The organism is Saccharopolyspora gloriosae (assembly GCF_014203325.1).
GTDB classification, from domain to species: domain Bacteria; phylum Actinomycetota; class Actinomycetes; order Mycobacteriales; family Pseudonocardiaceae; genus Saccharopolyspora_C; species Saccharopolyspora_C gloriosae.
On record NZ_JACHIV010000001.1, the window covers coordinates 4,526,793 to 4,547,158 of the forward strand.

Consider the following 20,366-nt stretch of genomic DNA (forward strand, 5'->3'; position numbering starts at 1 on the left):
TCCGTCAGAATGTGGACCGCTTTTTGACGAAGCACGTTCGTAAACGGACGATCGGCGGGTTACGCTGCGGCCATGACCGACCCCGCCCCGACCGCGCTGCACCGGTTGCGCCAGAGCAACGCCGAGCGCGTGCTCGGTTGCCTGCGCAGGCACGGCGAGTTGAGCCGCGCCGAGGTCGCCGAACACAGCGGGCTGTCCCGCACGACGCTCTCGACGATCCTCGGCGACCTGATCCGGCGCGGAGTGGTCGTGGAGACCGAGCTCCCGCCGTCGAACCGCCGCGGTCGCCCCACCGGCGGCCTGGCGCTCAACCCCGGCGCGGGCCAGTACCTCGGCCTTGAGCTGGGGCGCAACCGGATCAGGCTGGTGCTGGCCGACGCCGCGCACCGCGTGCAGGCCCGCGACGACCTGTCCTACGGCTCGGCGCGCGGCGCGGCCGACCGGTTGGCGCTGGCCGAGCGCGCCGTGCGGGAGGCCGCCGACCGCCACGGCATCACGCTGGGCACGCTCGCCGGGATCGGCGTGGGCTCCACCGGCCCCGGTGAGCTGGTGCTCGCGCCCGCCGCCGGGCTGGCGGAACCCGACGGGCTGCGCGGGCGGGAGCTGATCGCCGACCGGCTGGCCCGCGCGTTCGAGGTGCCGGTGGGCGTGGACAACAACACGCGGCTCACCGCCCTCGCCGAAGCCACCTGGGGCGCCGCCGCGGGGGCGTCCGACCTGCTCTACGCGCACTTCTCGCACGGCACCGGCGGTGGCCTGATCATCGGCGGGCAGCTGATCCGCGGCACCGGCGGGGTCGCCGCCGAACTCGGGCACCTGTGCGTCGACGACACCGGCCCGGAGTGCTGGTGCGGCGGGCGCGGCTGCCTGGAGCGCTACGCCTCGGTGCCCGCGGTGCTGCGCGCGACCGGGCACCGGCGCTGGGCGGTGCTGCGGGACGCGCTGGCCGGCGACGGCGCCGAATCCGAGGTGGTCCGCACGGCCGGGGAGCACGCCGGGGCGGCGCTGGCGGCGATGTGCACGGCGGTGAACGCGGGCCGGGTGGTGCTCGGCGGCGAGCTCGCCGAGCTGGGCGAACCGTTCCTGCGCCCGCTGCGCGAGTCGTTCGCGCGGCGCGCGATGCGGTCGCTGCGCGGCGGCGTCGAGTTCGGCACCGCGGGCACCGCACCGTGGGGCGGCGCGCTGGGCGGGCTGGCCCTCGCGCTGCACGAATCTCCCCTGCTGGCCCGCTATCCGCTGCCGCAGCACCCCGAGCAGGCCGCCGCGCCGGACGCCGAATCCGGCCGTTGACCCGACCCCGCCCGACGCTTCCCGCCGAGGAGATCTCCGTGCCGCGCAACATGCTCTTCCTGATGACCGACCAGCACCGGATCGACACGATCGGCTGCTACGGCGACCCGACCGCCGTGCGCACCCCGAACCTGGACGCGCTCGCCGCGGGCGGCACCCGCTTCGACAACTGCTTCACCCCCACCGCGATCTGCACGCCCGCCCGCGCGAGCCTGCTCACCGGCTACGCGCCGTTCCGGCACAAGCTGCTGGCGAACTACGAGCGCAACGTGGGTTACCTGGAAGATCTGGCGCCCGATCAGTTCACCTTCGCGGAATGCCTCGCCGAGCGCGGCTACAACCTGGGCCTGCTCGGCAAGTGGCACGGCGGGGTGCGGCGCAACGCGGCCGACTACGGATTCCAGGGGCCGGACCTGCCGGGCTGGCACAACCCCGTCGACCACCCGGATTACCTGGCGTACCTGGAGGAGCACGACCTCCCGCCGTACTCGATCCGGGACGAGGTGCGCGGCACCGCGCCGAACGGCAACCCCGGGAACCTGCTCGCCGCGCGGCTCGACCAGCCGGTGGAAGCGACGTTCGAGCACTACCTGACCACGCGCACCATCGAGATGCTGCACCGCTTCGCCGCCGACGAGTCCACTTCGGACACACCGTTCTTCTTGGCGACGCACTACTTCGGCCCGCACCTGCCGTACCTGCTGCCGGATTCCTACTACGACATGTACGACCCGGCGCAGATCGAACTGCCGCGCTCGATCCAGGAGACCTTCGAGGGCAAACCGCCGGTGCAGCGCAACTACAGCGCGCACTGGGCGTTCGACACCATGTCGCCGGAGGACAGCCGCAAGCTCATCGCCGTCTACCGGGGTTACGTGACGCTCATCGACGAGCAGATCGGCCGGTTGCGCGACGCCATCGACGAGCTCGGGCTCAGCGACAGCACCTCGATCATGTTCACCGCCGACCACGGCGAGTTCACCGGCGCACACCGGCTGCACGACAAGGGACCGGCGATGTACGACGACATCTACCGCATCCCCGGAATCGTGTCCGTGCCCGGCCAGTCCCCGCAGGTGCGGGACGAGTTCGTCAGCCTCACCGACTTCACCGCGACCATCCTGGAACTGGCCGGGGAGGACGCCGCCCCCGCCGTGGACAGCCGGAGCCTGCTGCCGCTGGTGCGCGGCGAGCACCCCGAGTGGGCGCCGGACCTGGTCGCCGAGTACCACGGCCACCACTTCCCGTACCCGCAGCGGATGCTGCGCGACGCCCGCTACAAGCTGGTGATCAACCCCGAGTCGCACAACGAGCTCTACGACCTGGAACTCGACCCCGACGAGCTGCACAACCGCTACGAGCAGCCCGAGGTCCGCGAGGTCCGCAACGCGATGCTGCGCCGCCTCTACACGCTGCTGCGTGAACGCGGCGACAACTTCTACCACTGGATGACCAGCATGTACCCCGTCGGCGAAACGGACTACGACCCGACGCTGAGCTCGTTCTGAGCGACGGCGGAGCAGCCCCGGCGGAATCGCTTCGCCGGGGCTTCCTCGCGGAGTTGGTCAGCCGTCGAAGCGACCGGCCTTCAGCGCACCGACGAACGCCGACCACTGCCCCGCCGACGCCGTGAAGTGACCCGCCGTCCGGTCCTTGGTGTCGCGGACGGCGGCACCATCGGCGACCCGTCCGACCTCAACGCACGCGGTGTTGTTGCTCGACCGCTTCGCCTTCCGCCATCCTGCCGGTTGCTGTGTCACAGTCAGCTCTCCTCCAGGCCTGTCTCCACACTGCGTGCGGCGATGAACGTCAGCGTGTCGTCCGCGCTCAATGCCGCGTCTCGGAACGGGTCAGCCGTCGAACCGGCTGGCCTTCACCGCACCGACGAACGCCGCCCACTGGCCGGCCGTGGTGGTGAAGTACCCCGCCGCTCGATCTTTGGTGTCGCGAACAGCAGCGCCATCGACCGTCCGGCCGACCTCGACGCAACTGGTCTGTTGAGCTGACCTGCTGGACTTGCGCCAGCCGCGAGGCTCGGTGCTCATGGTGCTCCTTCCAATTCGGTGATTCGCCGGGCGATGACCTTGGAGGACTGCTCGACGGTCATCGCCACCCGCGAGACGCTATCGACAGCCAGCCGGTACGCGGATATGTCTTCTGCCTCAGCGAGGAAAGCGGACGAACTGACGTGTTCGACGTGAACGATCGGCCCGGCCTTCGGGAACTCGAAGTAGATGAACGATCCGCTGAGCGCCGCGTTCCACGACGTCAGGTCCGCAGGGACCACCTGAACCGTCACGTTGGGCTGCTCGGACATCGTCATCACGTGGCGGAGCTGCTCGGCCATCACGTCATCGCCGCCCAGCTTCTTCCACAAAGCCGATTCCTCGATGAACGCGTGGAACTCGGGAGATCGGTTTCGCCTCATCAAGACATCGCGTCGTCCGATCCTCATCGCGACACGGGCGTCCACCTCGTGCGAAGGCATTCCGCCCATGATGGCGCGGGCGTAGTCGGACGTCTGAAGAAGTCCTGGGATCAGGATCGGTGAGACGTCGGTGATCGACGTCGCGGTGCGTTCGAACTCCATCAGGTCGGTCAGCTCGTGGTTGATGCCGAGGGAGCCCGCCGAACCCGACTTCAGCCAGTTGCCGCCGCCGTCGTGCTCCCGCGCCATCTCGACGAGACGGTCCCGCTCGGCTTCGGAGGTACCGAGCGCGGTCATGATCGACGCCACCTCTTCGGGTGATGGTGATCTGGCCGCCTGTTCGTTGCGCGTGTATTTCGAGTGGTGGCCGCCGATCCGGTGCGCCAGTTCTCGCACCGTCACCCCTGCGCGCTCACGGATTTCGCGCAGCTCGGCGCCCAGCGCGCGGTTGCGCGGTGATCCGGTCCTGTTGCGGCTCATGCACCAAGCCTAGATCGTCGCAGCTCCACTGGTGGGACATCACCCGAAGGAGTCATCGCCGACTGGCGCAGTTGGCGCTAATGTTGCCGCACCAAAGAAGTTCGATCATCGATTTCACAGTCCGGCGAACCTGATTCCAGACAAGCTTTTCCTGTTCGGCACCTGCATTTCCACGTGTTCGGTACAAGCACAGGACTGGGTGGGATCTCTATTCATGGCGCGGTTGGCGCACCTGGCGCGGCGGCGATTCGGAGAGTGGTGCGAATGACCATCGGCATCCTGCTCGGCCTGGTGGCGTGGGTGCTCGTGTTCGGGCCGGTGTTCCTGGTGTGGTGGTTGCCCGGAGCTCGTGCGGACGCGCGGCGGGAGCGGTGGCCGTGATCCGCGTGCGGTTCGTGCTCCCGGACGGATCGCACTCGATCCACGCCACGACCGCAGCACCCGAGGAGTGGGGCGACGCGCGCATCGCCGAAGCCTTGTGCGGTGCGGTGATCACCGTGCCGCGAGGAGCTCGCCGCGTTCGACCACCACGGGACTCCTACTGCGAGAGCTGCACCGAGATCTACGCGGCCCGCCATCCGCTCACCCCGTTCCGCCTCCCGTCCGAAGGCCCGATTTGAAGGGGGCTCGATGCCCGCCCAGCACACGATCACCGTCCCGTGCCGGGACATCGCGTTCCGGGATCGCGCCGTGCACCTCGGCCGCATCCGCCGCGGGATCAGCCTGCGCGTCCCGGAAGAGGCGCACGCGATCCTCGACCTCGCGCAGGCCGAGGAACTGCACCGGGAGCTCGGCGCGGCGATCAACGGAGTCCGCGTCGAAGTGGAAGCGGCCGGCTCATGAGCGCGCCGACGGACCACTCCGCCGCACCGCCGGCCTGGATCACCTCGGAGTGGTGTTCGACCTGGCACCTCAGCGGCAGGACGACGCGGGGCGCGGTGATCGTCGCGAGCTGCGGGCATCCGCTGAGCGGGCGGATGTCGCGGGTCTTCGACCGGCCGCCGCCGCTCGACACCCGCCAGGTCTGCCAGGCGTGCGTGGCCGCCACCAGCACCCGGCCGGGCTCAGTCCGGTTCCCGGTGCTGGAGGACGCGCTCGTGGTGATGGCCGAGCGCCGGTCGTCGCGCGCCACGACGCCGCCGGAGCCCGATCCGCCGATCACCTGGCCGGACACGGACCCGGACGCGCCCGGAGTCCGCGCGCAGTTTCGTCCACTGCGGATCGTGCCGCGCGTCGAACGGATCTCGACCGCGCGGGCCGCTTGATCCACCCCTGATCGCGGCCCGTCGTCCCGCCCTCCCCCGAGCGGCGGCGGGCCGCACGTCCGGCCGGTGCTCGCTCACCACCCCGACTCGGAGCGAGTACCGGTCGGACCCCCCGGTTACCAGGCGACTTCGAGCTTCTTGAGGCTGTGGACGAAGTGGAAGGCGCGGAATTCGAGCTCGTCGCCGGGGGGTGACGGCGTGCAGGTTCGGGAATCGGCGCAGCAGCGCGGGAAACGCCGTGCACATCTCCATCCGCGCCAGCGGCGCACCCACGCAGTGGTGCACGCCGTGGCCGCATTCGACGTGGTTGCCCGGCTCGCGGGTGACGTCGAGGGCGTCCGGGTCGTCCACGAGCTCGTCGTCCCGGTTCGCGCCAGGTGGTCCTACCCTGAAGCGGGATGCGGATGACCCGTTCGCCCGCCCGGAGCGGGGACGAACGGGCCGTCCTTCCTCGATTCGGCTACCAGGCCACGTCGAGCCGCTTGAGGCCGTAGACGAAGTGGTACGAGCGGAACTCGCCCTCGTCGTCCGGCGTCGCGGTGCGCAGGTTCGGGAATCGGCGCAGCAGCGCGGGGAACGCCGTGCACATCTCCATCCGCGCCAGCGGCGCACCCACGCAGTGGTGCACGCCGTGGCCGAACCCGATGTGGTTGGTCTGCTTGCGGGTGACGTCGAGCTTCTCCGGGTCGTCCACCAGTTCGGGGTCCCGGTTGGCGGCGGGCAGCGCGAACACCACGATGGAGCCCGCAGGCACGACCTGCCCCGCGATCTCCACGTCGGTGGTGGTCACCCTCGGGGCGCCGGAGTGCACGATGCTCAGCCAGCGCATCAGCTCCTCCACCGCCGGAGCGACGCGTTCCGGCTCATCGCGCACCAGCGCCAGCTGATCCGGGTGCCGCAGCAGCGCGAGCGTGCCGAGACCGAGCATGTTGGAAGTCGTCTCGTGCCCGGCGACCAGCAGCAGGCTCGCGATGCCCGTGAGATCGGGGGTTTCCAGGTCGTCGCCGTGCTCGCGCACCAGCATGCCCAGCATGTCCTCGCCCGGATCCGCCTGCGCCCGCTCCACGAGCTCGCGCATGTACGCGCGCTGCTCGACGTTGAGGCGCAGCCGCTCCTCCTCGGGCAGCGAGGTGTCCAGGGCCTTGCCGGTGCGCTCCTGGAACTCCGCCCTGTCCTCGTAGGGCACGCCCAGCAGCTCGCAGATCACCAGCGACGGCACCGGGAGCGCGAAGTCCGCGACCAGGTCGCGCGGGGCGCCCGCGCGCTCCATCGCGTCCAGGTGCTCCTCGACGATCTCCTCGATCCGGGGCTGCAACCGCCGCATCCGCCGCACCGTGAACTCCGGCGTCAGCATCCGCCGCAACCGCGTGTGCTCCGGCGGGTCGTAGGCGAGCAGGTTGCCGCGGCGCATCTCCGCCGCCTCCTGCTCGGAGAGCCCGTGGTCGGGGCGCTTCCAGACGTTGCTGAAGCTCTGCGCGTCGCCGAGCAGGGCTCGGACGTCGGCGTGCCGGGTCACCAGCCAGGCGTCCGCGCCGAACGGGGTCCGGACCTGCGCGAGCCCGCTGCCCTCCCGCACCGCGGCGAGGTCGGGCACGGGGTCGAAACCGTTGCGCAGCATGTGCAACGGGAGTTGCGGCGTGGCGGGTGCGTCGGTCGAGCTGTCCGTCGCTGAAGACATCGGGCGCTCCTGAAGTCGGCGGGGGGGGAACCCACTCGACACTACATAAGCGAGAGTCGACTCTCACTTAGAGTTCTCTCAGCAACCGCCGTCCACCGGGGCGCACGGCAGGTCCTCACCCGCGCCCGCGCGGGTCCCGTCGAACAGCAGCGCGAGGTAGCGCCGCCACCCCTCCGCCGCTCCGGTGGCCCGCTCCGCCGCACCGCTGCCCGCCGCCGCCAGCACCATCACCACGAACGCCGTGAGATCGCGCTCGACCAGATCCGGCCGCACGGTCCCGTCGGCCTGCGCACGGCGCAACACCTCACCCAGCGGGCCGAGGAAGCGGGGCACCACGTTCGCCATGTCCACGCCCGATTCCCGCACTGCCAGCAGCAGCGACTCGTTGCGCACCACGGTCGCCAGGCTCCCGGTCAGCCCGCGGGTCAGCCCCCGCCACGCGTCGGAGTCGGCGGCGGCCTCGTGCAGCAGCGGCTCGACCTCCTCGGTGAAGTACTGGTCGAACACCGCGCGCACCAGCTCCTGCCTGCCCGCGAACCTGCGGTACAGCGTGGCCAACCCCACCTCCGCGCGGCGCGCGACGTCCTCCAGCCGGATCGCCGGACCGTGCTCGGCGAGCTCCGTCCGCGCGGCGGCCAGGATGCGCAGGTGGTTGCGCTGGGCGTCGGACCGCAGCGCACGCTTCGACCCGTTCTCCGAATCGGACATCGCACCAGCATGCCGGACCCGTGCGGAGTTCAGGCCGACCGGGGCGAAGCACCACCCGCAGCTCCGACAACGCACGAACAGCGCGTGTGGGTGATCGTGAGCGTTTTCCTGTCAGCGAGGAAGCCGCTGAGGTTCCGCCACCCGACCCACTGCGCAGGTCCGTTCTGGAAGAAGCCCGAAGCGACCGAGTAACCTCACGGCCGGTAATCCCGGCCGGTCCGGCCGGATGAACGACACCCCGGTTTCGACGGCCGGATGTGATGCGCGGCCAGGAAGGAACTCAATGAGCACGCAGGTGGAAACAGCCGAATTCCAGGCTGAGGCGCAGAAACTGCTCCAGCTGATGGTGCACGCCATCTACTCGAACAAGGACACGTTCCTGCGGGAGCTCATCTCCAACGCCTCCGACGCCATCGACAAGTTGCGGCTGGCTTCCTACCAGGACAAGGACCTGCAGGTCGACACCGACGACCTGCACATCCTGATCGAACCCGATCAGGAGCAGCGGACGCTGACGATCCGGGACAACGGCATCGGCATGTCCAAGGACGAAGTCCGCGACCTGATCGGCACCATCGCCAAGTCGGGCACCGCGGAACTGCTCCAGGAGCTCAAGGACACCTCCGACGGCGCCGCCGCGCAGGAACTGATCGGCCAGTTCGGGCTCGGCTTCTACTCCAGCTTCATGGTCGCCGACAAGGTCACCCTGCTGACCCGCAAGGCCGGCGAGGACACCGCGACCCGCTGGGAATCCAGCGGCGAGGGCACCTACACGATCGAGACGGTCGACGAGGCCCCGCAGGGCACCGCGGTCACGCTGCACCTCAAGGCGGAGGACCAGGAGGACCGGCTGCTCGACTACGCCGACACCCGGACCCTCACCCAGATCGTCAAGAAGCACTCCGACTTCATCGCGTGGCCGATCCGCATGGAGGTGGACAAGCCCGGCGAGGACGGCGAGTCCACCCGCGAGCTCGACACGATCAACTCGATGAAGGCGCTGTGGGCCCGCCCGAAGGGCGAGGTCGAGCAGTCCGAGTACAACGAGTTCTACAAGCACGTCGCCCACGACTGGAACGACCCGCTGGAGACCATCCACCTGCGGGCCGAAGGCACCTTCGAGTACCAGGCGCTGCTGTTCATCCCCGCCACCGCGCCGTTCGACCTGTTCTCGCGGGACCAGAAGCGCGGCGCCCAGCTCTACGTCAAGCGCGTGTTCATCATGGACGACTGCGAAGAGCTGATGCCGGAGTACCTGCGGTTCGTCAAGGGCGTCGTGGACGCCCAGGACCTGTCGCTCAACGTCTCCCGCGAGATCCTGCAGCAGGACCGCCGCATCCAGATGGTGCGCCGCCGCCTCGTGAAGAAGATCCTCACCACGGTGCAGGAACTGCAGTCCGGCGACGCCGAGCGCTACAAGACGTTCTGGGAGAACTTCGGGCAGGCCGTCAAGGAAGGCATCGTCGGCGACCCCGACAACAGCGAGCTCATCCTGGACATCTCCTCGTTCGAGTCGACCCGCGACGAGAGCGAGAAGACCACGCTGCGCCAGTACATCGAGCGCATGCCTGAGGACCAGGACGCGATCTACTACATCACCGGCAACTCCCGCAGCAAGATCGAGAACTCCCCGCACATCGAGGCGTTCCGGGACAAGGGCCTGGAGGTCCTGCTGCTGAGCGACCCGATCGACGAGATGTGGGTCGAATCGGTGCCGGAGTTCGAGGGCAAGAAGTTCCAGTCCATCACCAAGGGCGAAGTCGACCTCGACGAGGACTCCGAGCAGGACGCCCAGCAGAAGGAGGACTTCGCCGGGGTCCTGACCTGGATGAGCACCGCGCTGTCCGACGACGTCAAGGAAGTGCGGCTGTCGTCGCGGCTGAGCAGCTCCCCCGCCTGCATCGTCGGCGACAACCACGACATGACGCCGACGCTGGAGAAGATGTACCGGGCGATGGGCCAGCAGGTGCCGCGCGTCAAGCGGATTCTGGAGATCAACCCGACGCACCCGCTGGTGAGCGGCCTGCGCAGCTCCTTCGACGAGAACGGCGAAGGCGAAGACCTCACCGAGACCGCGCAGCTCGTCTACGGCATGGCGCTGCTGGCCGAAGGCGGCGAACTCCGCGACCCCGCGCAGTTCACCTCCCTGCTGGCGAACCGCCTGGCGAAGACTTTGTGATGTCGTTGGCCTGCGCAGGGGTCAGGTAGCGGAACCTCAGTGGCTTCCTCGCTGCGGGATCTTTTCTCCAAGTGGTTCCGCCACGAAAGAAAAACCGTCCTCGCGAGGAAGCCACTGAGAACCCGCCGGTGGTCGGTTTGCTCAAGCCGGTCACTGCTCAGCGGCTCCGCCGCTGACAAGACAAGGCAAAGACGAAACCCTGAACCGGGCCGGGGCGCGATGTGCGCTCCGGTTCTGTTCAGTTCGCGGCCGTCGTCCGTTCGGTGCGGAGTTCGTGCAGTTCTGCGCGGAGTTCGCGGACCTCCACCAGCAGCTCGCCGACGGTGTCGGGGTCCTGGTCGCGCAGGCGGCGTTCGTGGCCGACCTGGCTCTCCATCGCGCTCACCGCCACCGCGATGAACAGGTTGAGCACGGTGAAGGTCGTCACCGCGATGTAGACGACGAAGAAGATCCACGCGAGCGGCTGCTCGGACATCACCTCGCGGGCCACTTCCGACCAGGCCTCGCCGGTCATCACCTGGAACAGCGTGAACAGCGAATCGCCCAGATCCCCGAAGTACTCCGGGGAAGTGGCGCGGAACAGGGTGGTCGCCAGCACGGCGGCGACGTAGAGGATGAGGGCCAGCAGCGCGGCGATGGAGGCCATGCCCGGCAGCGCCGACAGCAGCGCCGACACGACCCGGCGCATGCTCGGCACCACCGAGATCAACCGCAGCGCCCGCAGGATGCGCAACGCCCGCAGCACCCCGAACTCGCCGGAGGCGGGCGCCAGCGCGACACCGATGATCACGGCGTCGAAGACGTTCCACGGGTCGCGGAAGAACCGCTCCCGGTGCACGTAGAGCCGCGCGGCAAGCTCGGTCACGAAGACCAGCAGCGCCAACCGGTCCACCGCGTGCAGCAGCGTTCCGTGCCGGGCCATCAGCGCGGGCACCGTCTCGCAGCCGAGGGTGATCGCGTTGAGCACGATCACGCCGACGATGAACGAGTGGAACGCGGGCGCTTCGACGACGTTCCGGACGCGCTCCCGCACGCTCATGGCAGTACTCCCGCTCGCGATCCTCCCCCGGCACGGAGATCAACTTAGCGGCAGCCGGTCGATTCGCGACGAGCGGGGATGACGCGATGTGACGCGCCTGTGGCCGCGCGTGCACCCGCGGCCACAGGCGGCATCGCAGCTCAGAGCGTCGCGGTGTCGATCACGAAGCGGTAGCGGACGTCACTCGCCCTGACCCGGTCGTAGGCCTCGTTGACCTGGGAGGCGGAGATCACCTCGACCTCGGCGCCGATGCCGTGCTCGGCGCAGAAGTCCAGCATCCGCTGGGTCTCCGGGATGCCGCCGATCATCGAACCCGCCAGCGACTTGTTGCCCGCGATCAGCGAGAACGCGTTGTAGGACAACGGTTCCGACGGGGCTCCCACGTTGACCATCGCGCCGCCCGCGGCGAGGGTGCCGAGGTAGGCGTCCACCGGCAGCTGCGCCGACACGGTGTTGATGATCAGGTCGAAGCGGCCCTTGAGCGCGTCGAACGTCGACGCGTCGGAGGTCGCGTAGTAGTCGGTGGCGCCCAGGCGCAGCCCGTCCTCCTGCTTCTTGAGGCTCTGGCTGAGCACGGTCACCTCCGCGCCCATCGCGACCGCGATCTTGACCGCCATGTGCCCGAGCCCGCCGAGCCCGACCACGGCGACCTTCTTGCCGGGGCCCGCGTGCCACTGGTTCAGCGGCGAGAACGTCGTGATGCCCGCGCACAGCAGCGGAGCGGCGACGTCGAGGCCGATGCCGTCCGGGATGCGGCAGACGAAGGCGTCCTTGACGACGACCTGCTTGCTGTAGCCGCCGTAGGTGTTCTCGCCGTCGAAGCCGACGCCGTTGTAGGTCTGCACGTTGCCGCGCTCGCAGAACTGCTCGGTGCCCGCCCGGCACGGCCCGCACTCGCCGCAGGAGTCGACCATGCAGCCGACGCCCACGCGGTCGCCGACCTGGTAGCGGGTGACCTCGGAGCCGACGGCGGCGACGGTGCCCGCGATCTCGTGGCCCGGCACCATCGGGAAGATCGCCGTGCCCCACTCCTCCGCGGCCTGGTGCAGGTCGCTGTGGCAGATGCCCGCGTAGGCGATGTCGATCAGCACGTCGTCCGGGCGCAACGACCGGCGCTCGATCGTGGTGCGTTCCAGCGGAGCTCCGGCCTTCGGCGCGGCCAATGCTGCTGTCGTGGTCATGGCGTCCTCCCTGCTCTGACGTGACCGGTATTGCCAGTTGCGCATACCTTTTCTAAAGTAAGAACCCTCTTACATCGTTCGCAAATCGAAGGGCTGTGACGTCACCCATGTCACGCGGCTACCACCACGGCGAACTGCGCGCCGCGCTGGTGCGAGCGGCCCGCGAACTCATCGCCGAGCGCGGGGTCGCCGAGTTCTCCGTCGCGGAGGTCGCCCGCCGCTGCGCGGTGAGCTCGGCGGCGCCGTACCGGCACTTCGCCGACCGCAACGCGCTGCTGGCGGCCGTGGCGCTGTCGGTGGCGCACGAACTGCACGACGAGGTCACCGCCGCCACCGCGCGCCACACCGACCCGGCCCGGCGGCTGGCCGACGCGGCGGCGGCCTACACCGGGTACCTGATCCGCCACGGCACGGGGCTGCCCACCGTGTTCGCCGGACCGCTGCGCGGCGACCGCTTCCCCGAGCTGCGCACCGCGGGCCGCGAGCTCACCGACGAGTACCTGTCGCTGTGCTTCGCCGTGTCCCCGTCGGCCGAGCGGGCGCTGCTGCTGCTCGAACAACTGCTGACCCAGGCCCACGGCTACGCCACGTTCTACCTGGACGGAGTGCTGTCCATGCAGGGCTACGACCTCGACGTCGTCACCGCCAAGTCCGCCGAAGCCGCACTGACCACCATCAACGGCTCCCGGCTGAGCTGAGGCCGCGCGAACCACGCGCCCGAACGAGGGACATCGGCTCGCAACGGTCCGGCAACCCTTCCGCGCGGCGGTCGGCCTGCTGTTGTCTGCTGGAAAGACGTCATCATCGGGGATGACCTCGGTTCGGCGGGAGGACCTCCATGTCCCAGACCCTCCAGACGACGACCGCCACCTCCGCCCGGGACCGCGCGCAGGCGTGGCTGGCGGACTTCGAGGCGGCGCTGACCGCACGCGACGCGAACCGGGCGGCCGGCCTGTTCGCGACCACCTCGTTCTGGCGCGACCTGGTCGCGTTCACCTGGAACCTCAAGACGGTCGAGAACCGCGACGGCGTGGCCGACCTGCTGCGCGCCACGATGGACGCAGCGGACGCCCGCGAGTTCCGGGTGACCGAGGAACCGGCGGAGTCCGACGGGATCGTCGAAGCGTGGTTCGGATTCGAGACCGCCGCCGGGCGCGGCGAAGGGCACCTGCGGCTCACCGACGAGGGTGCGTGGACGCTGCTGACCGCACTGCAGGAGCTGACCGGGTTCGAGGAACCGAGCGGGCACCGCCGCCCCATGGGCGCCGAGCACGGCGTCGACCCGGACCGGCGGACGTGGCGGGAGGCGCGGGACGCCGAACTCGCCGAGCTGGGCGACTCCCGGCAGCCGTACGTGCTGGTGGTCGGCGGCGGCCAAGGCGGCATCGCGCTGGGCGCGCGGCTGCGCCAGCTCGGCGTCGGGCACCTCGTCGTGGACCAGCACGAGCGGCCGGGTGATCAGTGGCGCGGCCGGTACAAGTCGCTGTGCCTGCACGATCCCGTCTGGTACGACCACCTGCCGTACCTGGACTTCCCCCGGAACTGGCCGGTGTTCGCGCCGAAGGACAAGATCGCGGACTGGCTGGAGATGTACACGAAGGTCATGGAGATCAACTACTGGGGCTCGACCCGGTGCACCTCCGCGACCTTCGACGACCGGACGCAGGAGTGGACGGTCGAACTCGACCGGGGAGGCACGCCGATCACGGTGCGGCCGAAGCACCTCGTGCTCGCCACCGGCGTGTCCGGAAAGCCGAACGTGCCGGAATTCCCCGGCCAGGACCGGTTCCGCGGCGAACAGCACCACAGCTCGCGGCACCCCGGCCCCGACGCGTACCGGGGCCGGCGGGCCGTGGTGATCGGCTCGAACAACTCCGCGTTCGACATCTGCGCGGCCCTGTGGGAGGTCGGCGCGGAGGTGACCATGGTGCAGCGGTCCTCCACGCACATCTCGAAGTCGGACTCGCTGCGGGAGCTGTCGCTGGGGCCGCTGTACTCGGAGGAAGCGGTCGCGGCGGGCATGACCACGCAGAAGGCCGACATGACGTTCGCGTCGATGCCGTACCGGATCATGCCGCGGTTCCAGAAGCCCGCCGTGGAAGCCATGAAGGAGCGCGACGCGGACTTCTACGCGCGGCTCGCCGAAGCCGGTTTCCTGCACGACTTCGGCGACGACGACTCCGGCCTGTTCATGAAGTACCTGCGGCGGGGCTCGGGCTACTACATCGACGTCGGGGCGGCCGAGCTCATCACCGACGGGCGGGTGGGCCTCGCGCACGGGCAGGTCGCCGAGCTCACCGAGGACTCCGTGGTGCTGGCCGACGGCACCGAACTGCCCGCGGACCTCGTGGTCTACGCGACGGGCTACGGCTCGATGAACGGGTGGGCCGCGGACCTGATCGACCAGGACGTCGCCGACAAGGTCGGCAAGGTGTGGGGCCTCGGCTCCGACACCACGAAGGATCCGGGGCCCTGGGAGGGCGAGCAGCGCAACATGTGGAAACCGACCAGGCAGGAAAACCTGTGGTTCCACGGCGGCAACCTGCACCAGTCCCGGCACTACTCGCTCTACCTGGCCCTGCAGCTCAAGGCCCGAGCGGAAGGCGTCCCCACCCCCGTCTACGGCATCCCCGAGGTGCACCACACGAGCTGACCCCGTCCCGTCCCACCGGTCCGGCCGATCCCCTCCGGGCCGGCGGGACGGGCACCGCTCGCAGAAGACCGCTCTCCTGGAGCAGCGGATAACCCGCAACGGATCACAGCGCCGCCGATTCCCGTCACTTTCCCGGGCGAAGTGCACCTGGAAGTGGGATGGCCGAATCCGCGCGAAATGGTTTATATCTTTTCCACGTGAACAAAACTGGGTGGATTCACGATGGAATTCCGACAATCCTGGGAAATGTCGAACAAGCACCTCCCGGGCGGATTCCGCGACATCGGTTCTCCGGGGAAATCGACTCGGAACTGGCCGCGCTGCGCAAACTCGACAACTGGCACGGTCCGCTCGCGCTGATCACCGACTGGGCGGTCGTGGTGCTCGCGGCACTGGCCTGCGAGGCGCTGCGGACGTGGAGCGGCTGGGCGTTCTGGCCGGTGTACCTGCTGGTGGCGCTGCCCGTCATCGGCACCCGGCAACGCGCCCTCGCGACCCTGCTGCACGAATCCGCGCACGGAATCCTCGCGAAGCACAAGCGCCTGAACACCTTCCTGGGCACCTACCCGTCCGGTTATCTGATCTTCCAGTCCTACCGGGCGTACCGCCGCAGCCACGTGCGCGACCACCACGGTTCCTTCGGCGATCCGCGGCGGGACCCGGACCTGCGCGCGCACATTTCCGCCGGCCTCTACCGGCCGCAGCGGGGCGCCGCGTTCACCTGGAAGTTCCTGATCGCCCCGTTGTTCGGCAAGCAGACCCCGGCGGTGCTCCGGGAACTGGTCGTGGCCCGGTTGTCCGGCACGAAGGAGGAAGTGCTGCGCGGCGCCGCCGTCATCGCGTACGTGGCGGGGATCTGCGGGCTGTTCGCGGTGTTCGGCATGGCCGAGGTGTTCGCGCTCTACTGGCTGGTGCCGCTGCTCGTGGTGTTCCCCGTCGTCAACTGGTACATCGAAATGCTGGAGCACTTCCCGCTCGTGGGCAGTGCCGACCTCGACGTGCGCACCACGCGGCACCGGGCGCTGGGCCGGATCTCCCGGCACTTCCTGGGAATCCACAACGAGGGCTACCACCTCGACCACCACCTGTCGCCGAAGATCCCGTACTGGAACCTGCCCGCGGCGCACCGAGCCCGCCTGCGGGACCCGGTGTTCGCGCGGGCGATCGCCGAGATCGCGCCGGTGGGCAAGGGGATCTCCTGGCAGTTCCGGGACATGGTCCACCGGGTCGACGCGGGTCAGGCGACCACCAGGCTCGGCAGGTTCACCGACCTCGACTCGATCGACGCGGCGGAGCCGAGCTCGCGGACCTGACCCTTCGTGCCACCGGACGCGCGACGTCGATCGGGCTCGGTCGGCGCCGCGCGGTCCGGTCGCGGAGCGGATCTCGCGGCGCGGCAGCCCACCGGCGCGGCTCAGCGCTCGCCGCGGCGCACCGCCCCGATGCCGGCGATGACCACCAGCGCGATCCCGGCGATCTGCAGCAGCGCCAAGTGCTGCCCCAGCAGCAGGAAACCGATGATGCAGGCGAACCCCGGCTCGAAGCTCATCAGCGTCGCGAACGACGAGGCCCGCATCCCGCGCAGCGCCTGCATCTCCAGCGCGTAGGGCAGCAGCGGCAGCAACAACGCGGCGAGCACCGAGGTCAGCAGCACCGGAACGCTGAACCCGGCGACGACGTCCCCGACTCCGAAGAACCCGGACACCACGGCGGCGACCGCCAGCGACACCGCGAGCCCCTGCAACCCGGAGAACCCGTCGCCCACGCGCTGGCTCAGCAGCACGTACCCCGCCAGGCTCGCTCCCGCGGCCAGGCCGAACCCGATCCCGGCCAGGTCCAGCGAACCCGACCACGGGCTGGTGAGCAGCACGACGCCGAGCAGCGCCAGCACCGGCCAGATCACGTCGTAGGAACGCCGCAGCCCGAACACGGCGACCGCGAACGGCCCGAGGTACTCCAAAGTGCTCGCCGTGCCCAGCGGGATGCGGTCGATCGCCTGGAAGTAGCACAACGTCATGGCCGCGCTCACGACTCCCAGCCCGGCCGCGGACAGCAGCGCCTCCCACGAGATGGAGCGGAAATCGGGCCGCACGAACAGCAGCAGGATCAGCGCAGCCAGCGCCAGCCGGGAGAACGCGGCGCCGACGGGACCGAGGCTGCCGAACATCCACGTCGAGACCGCGGCGCCGGTCTGCACCGACAGCATCGCCGCGACCGCCATCGCGGCGCAGAGCTTGACGTTCGGTCGTCGCTTCGTGAGCGGCGGAGACGCGTCCATGAGTGAGGATGAAATCACAGCGAGTAACAAACCCGCGCGACGCCCCGCCTGGAACATCCCCCACCGCTCAGCGACGACTCCCCACTCCCGCCCGGCGCCTCGAAAATCCACCGATCCCGCGAGCATCCGCGTCCGCGTTCACGCTCCGCACACCCGCGATTTCGCGAGAAATTGCGGGAGGCGGCGCGCCTCGACGAGGGCGTTTTCGCGGCTCGGGCCGGGTTATTTCGGGGTGTTGCGGGGTGGGGTTCGGAGATTTCTCGCGAAATTGCGGGAGTCGTGCACAGCGGGCGGATGCGTCCCCATGCTTCCGGGGAGGCTCGGGCGGGTGATCAGGGCTCGTGGGCGAGGCGGTGGATGCCGGGGGCCGTGGAGCGGGTCACCAGCGGGCAGCCGGTGAGGTCGGGCAGCGGGAACTCCACTCCGGGCGCGATCCGGTACGGCCGGGCCAGCACCAGGCCGCCGAGCGTTCTGCGTAGCCGGGACACCTCGGCGCGCACCGTCACCAGGTGCGTGCCGTCGCCGAAGACCGCCTCGGAGAGCTGCGCCGCCGACATGCCCGCCGGACCGGCACCGGCGAGCAGGAGCAGCAACTCCGCGTGCCGCACCGACAACGGCTGCACCCAGCGGCTCGACCCTTCGACCACCGCCCGCGGCGGCGTGGCACCCAGGTCGAGCACGAGCCGCATCCGCGGGCCGGGCGCCGGGCGCAGCAACCAGCCGCCCGGCACCGGTTCCGGGACGCAGTCGCCCACGCCGTGCACCGCGAGCGGTCTCCCCTCCCGGGGCGCGGCCACCCGGTCCGGACCGGCGAAACCGGTGGCCGCCGCGACCCAGCCGTGCTCGTCGACGACGAGCCCCGGCCCGGTCGAGCCCGCCAGCAGCGGCCCCGCGACCTGCCGCAGCGAGTCGAGCCGCCGCTCGTGCCCGCGCCACAGGCCCGCCTCGGCGAGCTTCACCGCCGTGCCGACCAGTGCCACCGTCATCGGGTGGATCGTCTCCGCCGGTCCGCTGACGTCCACGATCCCCAGCAGCTCCCCCGTTCGCGGATCGTGCAGCGGCGCGGCCGTGCAGGTCCACACGTGGTGCGCGCGCAGGAAGTGCTCGGCGGCGAACATCTGCACCGGCGCGCCCTCGGCGAGCGCGGTGCCGATCGCGTTGCCGCCGACGACCCCTTCGGACCACCGGGCGCCCTCGGCGAACCCGATGTCGTCGGCGAGGCGGCGCACCCGGCTGGCCCCTTCGCGCCACAGCACGACCCCGTCGGAGTCGGTCACGACCATCACGTGCCGGGAATCCTCGGCGATCGAGGTCAGCGCGGCGCGCAGCTCCGCCAGCACCGGACGGATCCCGGAGCGCTCCCGGCGCCGCTCCACTTCCGCGACCCCCGCCGGGTCCGGCGGAATCCGCAGGTCGGGGTCGACTCCTTGCGCTCGCGCGCGCCGCCACGACCGGGCGACCAGGCCGCGCGGCTGGACGGGTGCACGACCGCCGGAGAACAGCGCTTCGTGGACCTGCGCCAAGACCCGCGCCCGTCCGCGCACATCGGTCCCGGGCCGGATCTCGCGGACGTCCTCGTCCACAACCACCTCCCGCGTCACGCGGCGGCATGCCGGTGTGGCCCACACCATAACCACGGACGGCCCGTGGAACGGAAGACCGACGAGCCGCCGATCGGCCGCAGCGCCGACCATGCGCAGGGACGGGGCGGCCGGGAAGCGGATCAGCGGACCGAGAAACGGGAGTTCCGCTCTCCTTGCGCACCAACGAGAACCGATCACTCCACTTTAGACGGAATAATGCTCGGACGAGCCCGGTTGTGCCGGGTGTGCCGGGCGCACCCGCACGGGTGCGCACATGACGACCGACGCCTCAGGAGGGCCTCCGCATGGCGAAGATCCTGTTCGTGATGACCGCCGCCGACCACTGGACGCTGGCCGACGGCAGCGCGCATCCCACCGGCTTCTGGGCAGAGGAGGCCGTCGCGCCCTACCGCGCGTTCACCGGCGCGGGGTACGAGGTCGAGGTGGCCACGCCCGGCGGGGTCCGGCCCACCGTCGACCAGGGCAGCCTGGGAGCGGACGCCAACGGCGGGCAGGAACAGGCCGACGCCGTGGCCAACGGGCTGGCCACGTTCACCGAACTCGACCACCCGATCGAGCTGGAGAACGTCGACCTCGCCGACTACGCCGCCGTGTTCTACCCCGGCGGGCACGGCCCGATGGAGGACCTGGCGGTCGACGCCACCTCCGGCCGGTTGCTGGCCGAAGCCCTCGACTCCGGCAAGCCGCTGGGCGTCGTCTGCCACGCACCGGCCGCGCTGCTGGCCACCGAGCAGGGCGGGAGCTCGCCGTTCGCGGGTTACCGGCTCACCGCGTTCACCAACGCCGAGGAGCAGCAGGCCGGCTTGGCGGCGAAGGCGAAGTGGCTGTTGCAGGACCGCCTCGTCGCGCTCGGCGCGGACTTCCAGGAGGGCGCGCCGTGGGAGCCGCACGTGATCGTCGACCGCAACCTGTTCACCGGCCAGAACCCGGCCTCCTCCGCGCCGCTGGCGGATCAGATCGTGAAGTCTTTGGCCGCCGCGTAGCGGCAGCGGTACCTCGGCGTTCCTCCCCCGGCGGGGATCGATTCCGCTCCACCACAGGTGGAATCGCGTCCCGCCTGGGAGGAACGCCGGGAATCCGCCGCGGGTCGGCCTCTCGACGTCGGCCAGGCGCTCCAAGACATCCGCCGTGAACCGCGGCCGAAGAATTATCAGCATGTGACAACGCCGGTTCTCCGGTGACCGCGAGGCCGTCATCATGCAGTCGTTGCCAGCAGGCCCGCGAGGGCCGACGATCGCCAGGAGTGCACCGTGATCTTCATCGTCGTCAAGTTCACCGTCCGCCCGGACCGCGCCGAGCAGTGGCTCTCGCTGGTCGACGACTTCACCCAGGCGACCCGGCGGGAACCGGGCAACCTGTTCTTCGACTGGGCCCGCAGCGTCGAGGACCCGAACGTCTTCGTGCTCACCGAAGGCTTCGCCTCCCAGGAAGCCGGCGTCGAGCACGTCCAGTCCGAGCACTTCAAGGCCGGGACGGAACTGATGTCCGAACTGGTCACCACGACACCGGACATCATCAACGTCGAAGCGCCCGGCGACGGCTGGTCCAAGATGGGCGAGGTCACGCCGAAGGGGGTGTGAGGC

Annotated in this window: 20 protein-coding genes; 11 read left to right on the forward strand and 9 right to left on the reverse strand. The window is 70.0% G+C overall.

Features of this window, described 5'->3' with window-relative positions; genetic code table 11:
- Window positions 1-72 precede the first annotated feature (72 nt).
- Together BJ969_RS19920 and BJ969_RS19925 are read left to right on the forward strand one after the other, a co-directional pair.
- The gene (locus tag BJ969_RS19920; RefSeq protein WP_184480877.1) at window positions 73-1,290 is read left to right on the forward strand and encodes an ROK family transcriptional regulator; all 1,218 of its coding nucleotides are present in this window, start codon (window positions 73-75) and stop codon (window positions 1,288-1,290) included.
- 38 nt (window positions 1,291-1,328) lie between these two features.
- On the forward strand, window positions 1,329-2,798 hold the full coding sequence (locus BJ969_RS19925; protein ID WP_343071502.1) for a sulfatase family protein: 1,470 nt from the start codon (window positions 1,329-1,331) through the stop codon (window positions 2,796-2,798).
- Window positions 2,799-2,855: 57 nt separating this feature from the next.
- Here BJ969_RS19925 and BJ969_RS19930 read toward each other — a convergent pair whose 3' ends face one another.
- From BJ969_RS19930 to BJ969_RS19940, 3 genes are all read right to left on the reverse strand, one after another.
- Window positions 2,856-3,050 carry a DUF397 domain-containing protein gene (locus BJ969_RS19930; RefSeq protein WP_184480879.1) on the reverse strand — a complete coding sequence of 65 codons (195 nt, stop codon included), beginning with the start codon at window positions 3,048-3,050 and terminating at the stop codon, window positions 2,856-2,858.
- Between the two features lie 90 nt (window positions 3,051-3,140).
- The gene (locus tag BJ969_RS19935) at window positions 3,141-3,335 is read right to left on the reverse strand and encodes a DUF397 domain-containing protein (protein WP_184480881.1); all 195 of its coding nucleotides are present in this window, start codon (window positions 3,333-3,335) and stop codon (window positions 3,141-3,143) included.
- Entirely contained in the window at window positions 3,332-4,198 is an 867-nt protein-coding gene (locus BJ969_RS19940; protein WP_184480883.1) for a helix-turn-helix domain-containing protein, read from the reverse strand. Before BJ969_RS19940 ends, BJ969_RS19935 begins: the two co-directional genes overlap by 4 nt.
- A 377-nt stretch (window positions 4,199-4,575) precedes the next feature.
- On the opposite strand from BJ969_RS19940, the gene BJ969_RS19945 reads away from it, so the two are divergent.
- From BJ969_RS19945 to BJ969_RS19955, 3 genes are read left to right on the forward strand one after another with little or no spacing between them, the layout of a single operon-like run.
- Window positions 4,576-4,818 (forward strand): hypothetical protein, encoded by a 243-nt coding sequence (locus tag BJ969_RS19945; RefSeq protein WP_184480885.1) that lies wholly within the window; start codon window positions 4,576-4,578, stop codon window positions 4,816-4,818.
- A 10-nt stretch (window positions 4,819-4,828) separates the two neighbouring features.
- On the forward strand, window positions 4,829-5,041 hold the full coding sequence (locus BJ969_RS19950) for a hypothetical protein (protein WP_184480887.1): 213 nt from the start codon (window positions 4,829-4,831) through the stop codon (window positions 5,039-5,041).
- A complete protein-coding gene (locus BJ969_RS19955) occupies window positions 5,038-5,463 on the forward strand; it encodes a hypothetical protein (RefSeq protein WP_184480889.1) in 426 nt (141 codons plus the stop codon). Before BJ969_RS19950 ends, BJ969_RS19955 begins: the two co-directional genes overlap by 4 nt.
- 460 nt (window positions 5,464-5,923) lie before the next feature.
- Here BJ969_RS19955 and BJ969_RS19960 read toward each other — a convergent pair whose 3' ends face one another.
- A complete protein-coding gene (locus tag BJ969_RS19960; protein ID WP_184480890.1) occupies window positions 5,924-7,141 on the reverse strand; it encodes a cytochrome P450 in 1,218 nt (405 codons plus the stop codon).
- 78 nt (window positions 7,142-7,219) lie between these two features.
- Window positions 7,220-7,849: a TetR/AcrR family transcriptional regulator gene (locus BJ969_RS19965; protein ID WP_184480892.1), complete on the reverse strand. Its 630-nt coding sequence runs from the start codon at window positions 7,847-7,849 to the stop codon at window positions 7,220-7,222.
- A gap of 283 nt (window positions 7,850-8,132) precedes the next feature.
- Here BJ969_RS19965 and htpG point away from each other — a divergent pair, with 283 nt between their 5' ends.
- Window positions 8,133-10,028, forward strand: a complete 1,896-nt coding sequence (htpG, locus tag BJ969_RS19970; RefSeq protein WP_184480895.1) for a molecular chaperone HtpG — start codon at window positions 8,133-8,135, stop codon at window positions 10,026-10,028.
- A 238-nt stretch (window positions 10,029-10,266) separates the two neighbouring features.
- On the opposite strand, the gene BJ969_RS19975 is transcribed toward htpG, so the two are convergent.
- Window positions 10,267-11,067, reverse strand: coding sequence for an ion transporter (locus tag BJ969_RS19975; protein ID WP_184480897.1), 801 nt, complete (start codon window positions 11,065-11,067; stop codon window positions 10,267-10,269).
- Window positions 11,068-11,207: 140 nt separating this feature from the next.
- Window positions 11,208-12,248, reverse strand: a complete 1,041-nt coding sequence (locus tag BJ969_RS19980; protein ID WP_184480899.1) for an NAD(P)-dependent alcohol dehydrogenase — start codon at window positions 12,246-12,248, stop codon at window positions 11,208-11,210.
- A gap of 107 nt (window positions 12,249-12,355) precedes the next feature.
- On the opposite strand from BJ969_RS19980, the gene BJ969_RS19985 reads away from it, so the two are divergent.
- From BJ969_RS19985 to BJ969_RS19995, 3 genes are all read left to right on the forward strand, one after another.
- The gene (locus tag BJ969_RS19985; RefSeq protein WP_184480901.1) at window positions 12,356-12,946 is read left to right on the forward strand and encodes a TetR/AcrR family transcriptional regulator; all 591 of its coding nucleotides are present in this window, start codon (window positions 12,356-12,358) and stop codon (window positions 12,944-12,946) included.
- A 140-nt stretch (window positions 12,947-13,086) separates the two neighbouring features.
- The gene (locus BJ969_RS19990) at window positions 13,087-14,901 is read left to right on the forward strand and encodes a flavin-containing monooxygenase (RefSeq protein ID WP_184480903.1); all 1,815 of its coding nucleotides are present in this window, start codon (window positions 13,087-13,089) and stop codon (window positions 14,899-14,901) included.
- 197 nt (window positions 14,902-15,098) lie between these two features.
- Complete coding sequence (locus tag BJ969_RS19995) at window positions 15,099-16,214, forward strand: fatty acid desaturase (RefSeq protein WP_184480905.1); 1,116 nt, start codon at window positions 15,099-15,101, stop codon at window positions 16,212-16,214.
- A 101-nt stretch (window positions 16,215-16,315) separates the two neighbouring features.
- On the opposite strand, the gene BJ969_RS20000 is transcribed toward BJ969_RS19995, so the two are convergent.
- Together BJ969_RS20000 and BJ969_RS20005 are read right to left on the reverse strand one after the other, a co-directional pair.
- Window positions 16,316-17,179: an EamA family transporter gene (locus tag BJ969_RS20000; protein WP_246457016.1), complete on the reverse strand. Its 864-nt coding sequence runs from the start codon at window positions 17,177-17,179 to the stop codon at window positions 16,316-16,318.
- Window positions 17,180-17,511: 332 nt separating this feature from the next.
- Window positions 17,512-18,762, reverse strand: a complete 1,251-nt coding sequence (locus BJ969_RS20005) for a GAF domain-containing protein (protein ID WP_343071504.1) — start codon at window positions 18,760-18,762, stop codon at window positions 17,512-17,514.
- Window positions 18,763-19,067: 305 nt separating this feature from the next.
- Here BJ969_RS20005 and BJ969_RS20010 point away from each other — a divergent pair, with 305 nt between their 5' ends.
- Window positions 19,068-19,766: a type 1 glutamine amidotransferase domain-containing protein gene (locus BJ969_RS20010; RefSeq protein WP_184480909.1), complete on the forward strand. Its 699-nt coding sequence runs from the start codon at window positions 19,068-19,070 to the stop codon at window positions 19,764-19,766.
- Window positions 19,767-20,033: 267 nt separating this feature from the next.
- A complete protein-coding gene (locus BJ969_RS20015) occupies window positions 20,034-20,363 on the forward strand; it encodes an antibiotic biosynthesis monooxygenase (protein ID WP_184480911.1) in 330 nt (109 codons plus the stop codon).
- Window positions 20,364-20,366: the final 3 nt, after the last annotated feature.

Bases quoted from the DNA above. Each gene is read 5' to 3' on its own strand.
- BJ969_RS19920 (WP_184480877.1), top strand. From the start codon at position 73: ATGACCGACCCCGCCCCGACCGCGCTGCACCGGTTGCGCCAGAGCAAC.
- BJ969_RS19935 (WP_184480881.1), bottom strand. From the start codon at position 3,335: ATGAGCACCGAGCCTCGCGGCTGGCGCAAGTCCAGCAGGTCAGCTCAA.
- BJ969_RS19940 (WP_184480883.1), bottom strand. From the start codon at position 4,198: ATGAGCCGCAACAGGACCGGATCACCGCGCAACCGCGCGCTGGGCGCC.
- BJ969_RS19950 (WP_184480887.1), top strand. From the start codon at position 4,829: ATGCCCGCCCAGCACACGATCACCGTCCCGTGCCGGGACATCGCGTTC.
- BJ969_RS19955 (WP_184480889.1), top strand. From the start codon at position 5,038: ATGAGCGCGCCGACGGACCACTCCGCCGCACCGCCGGCCTGGATCACC.
- BJ969_RS19960 (WP_184480890.1), bottom strand. From the start codon at position 7,141: ATGTCTTCAGCGACGGACAGCTCGACCGACGCACCCGCCACGCCGCAA.
- BJ969_RS19965 (WP_184480892.1), bottom strand. From the start codon at position 7,849: ATGTCCGATTCGGAGAACGGGTCGAAGCGTGCGCTGCGGTCCGACGCC.
- htpG (WP_184480895.1), top strand. From the start codon at position 8,133: ATGAGCACGCAGGTGGAAACAGCCGAATTCCAGGCTGAGGCGCAGAAA.
- BJ969_RS19975 (WP_184480897.1), bottom strand. From the start codon at position 11,067: ATGAGCGTGCGGGAGCGCGTCCGGAACGTCGTCGAAGCGCCCGCGTTC.
- BJ969_RS19980 (WP_184480899.1), bottom strand. From the start codon at position 12,248: ATGACCACGACAGCAGCATTGGCCGCGCCGAAGGCCGGAGCTCCGCTG.
- BJ969_RS19985 (WP_184480901.1), top strand. From the start codon at position 12,356: ATGTCACGCGGCTACCACCACGGCGAACTGCGCGCCGCGCTGGTGCGA.
- BJ969_RS19990 (WP_184480903.1), top strand. From the start codon at position 13,087: ATGTCCCAGACCCTCCAGACGACGACCGCCACCTCCGCCCGGGACCGC.
- BJ969_RS20000 (WP_246457016.1), bottom strand. From the start codon at position 17,179: ATGGACGCGTCTCCGCCGCTCACGAAGCGACGACCGAACGTCAAGCTC.
- BJ969_RS20010 (WP_184480909.1), top strand. From the start codon at position 19,068: ATGGCGAAGATCCTGTTCGTGATGACCGCCGCCGACCACTGGACGCTG.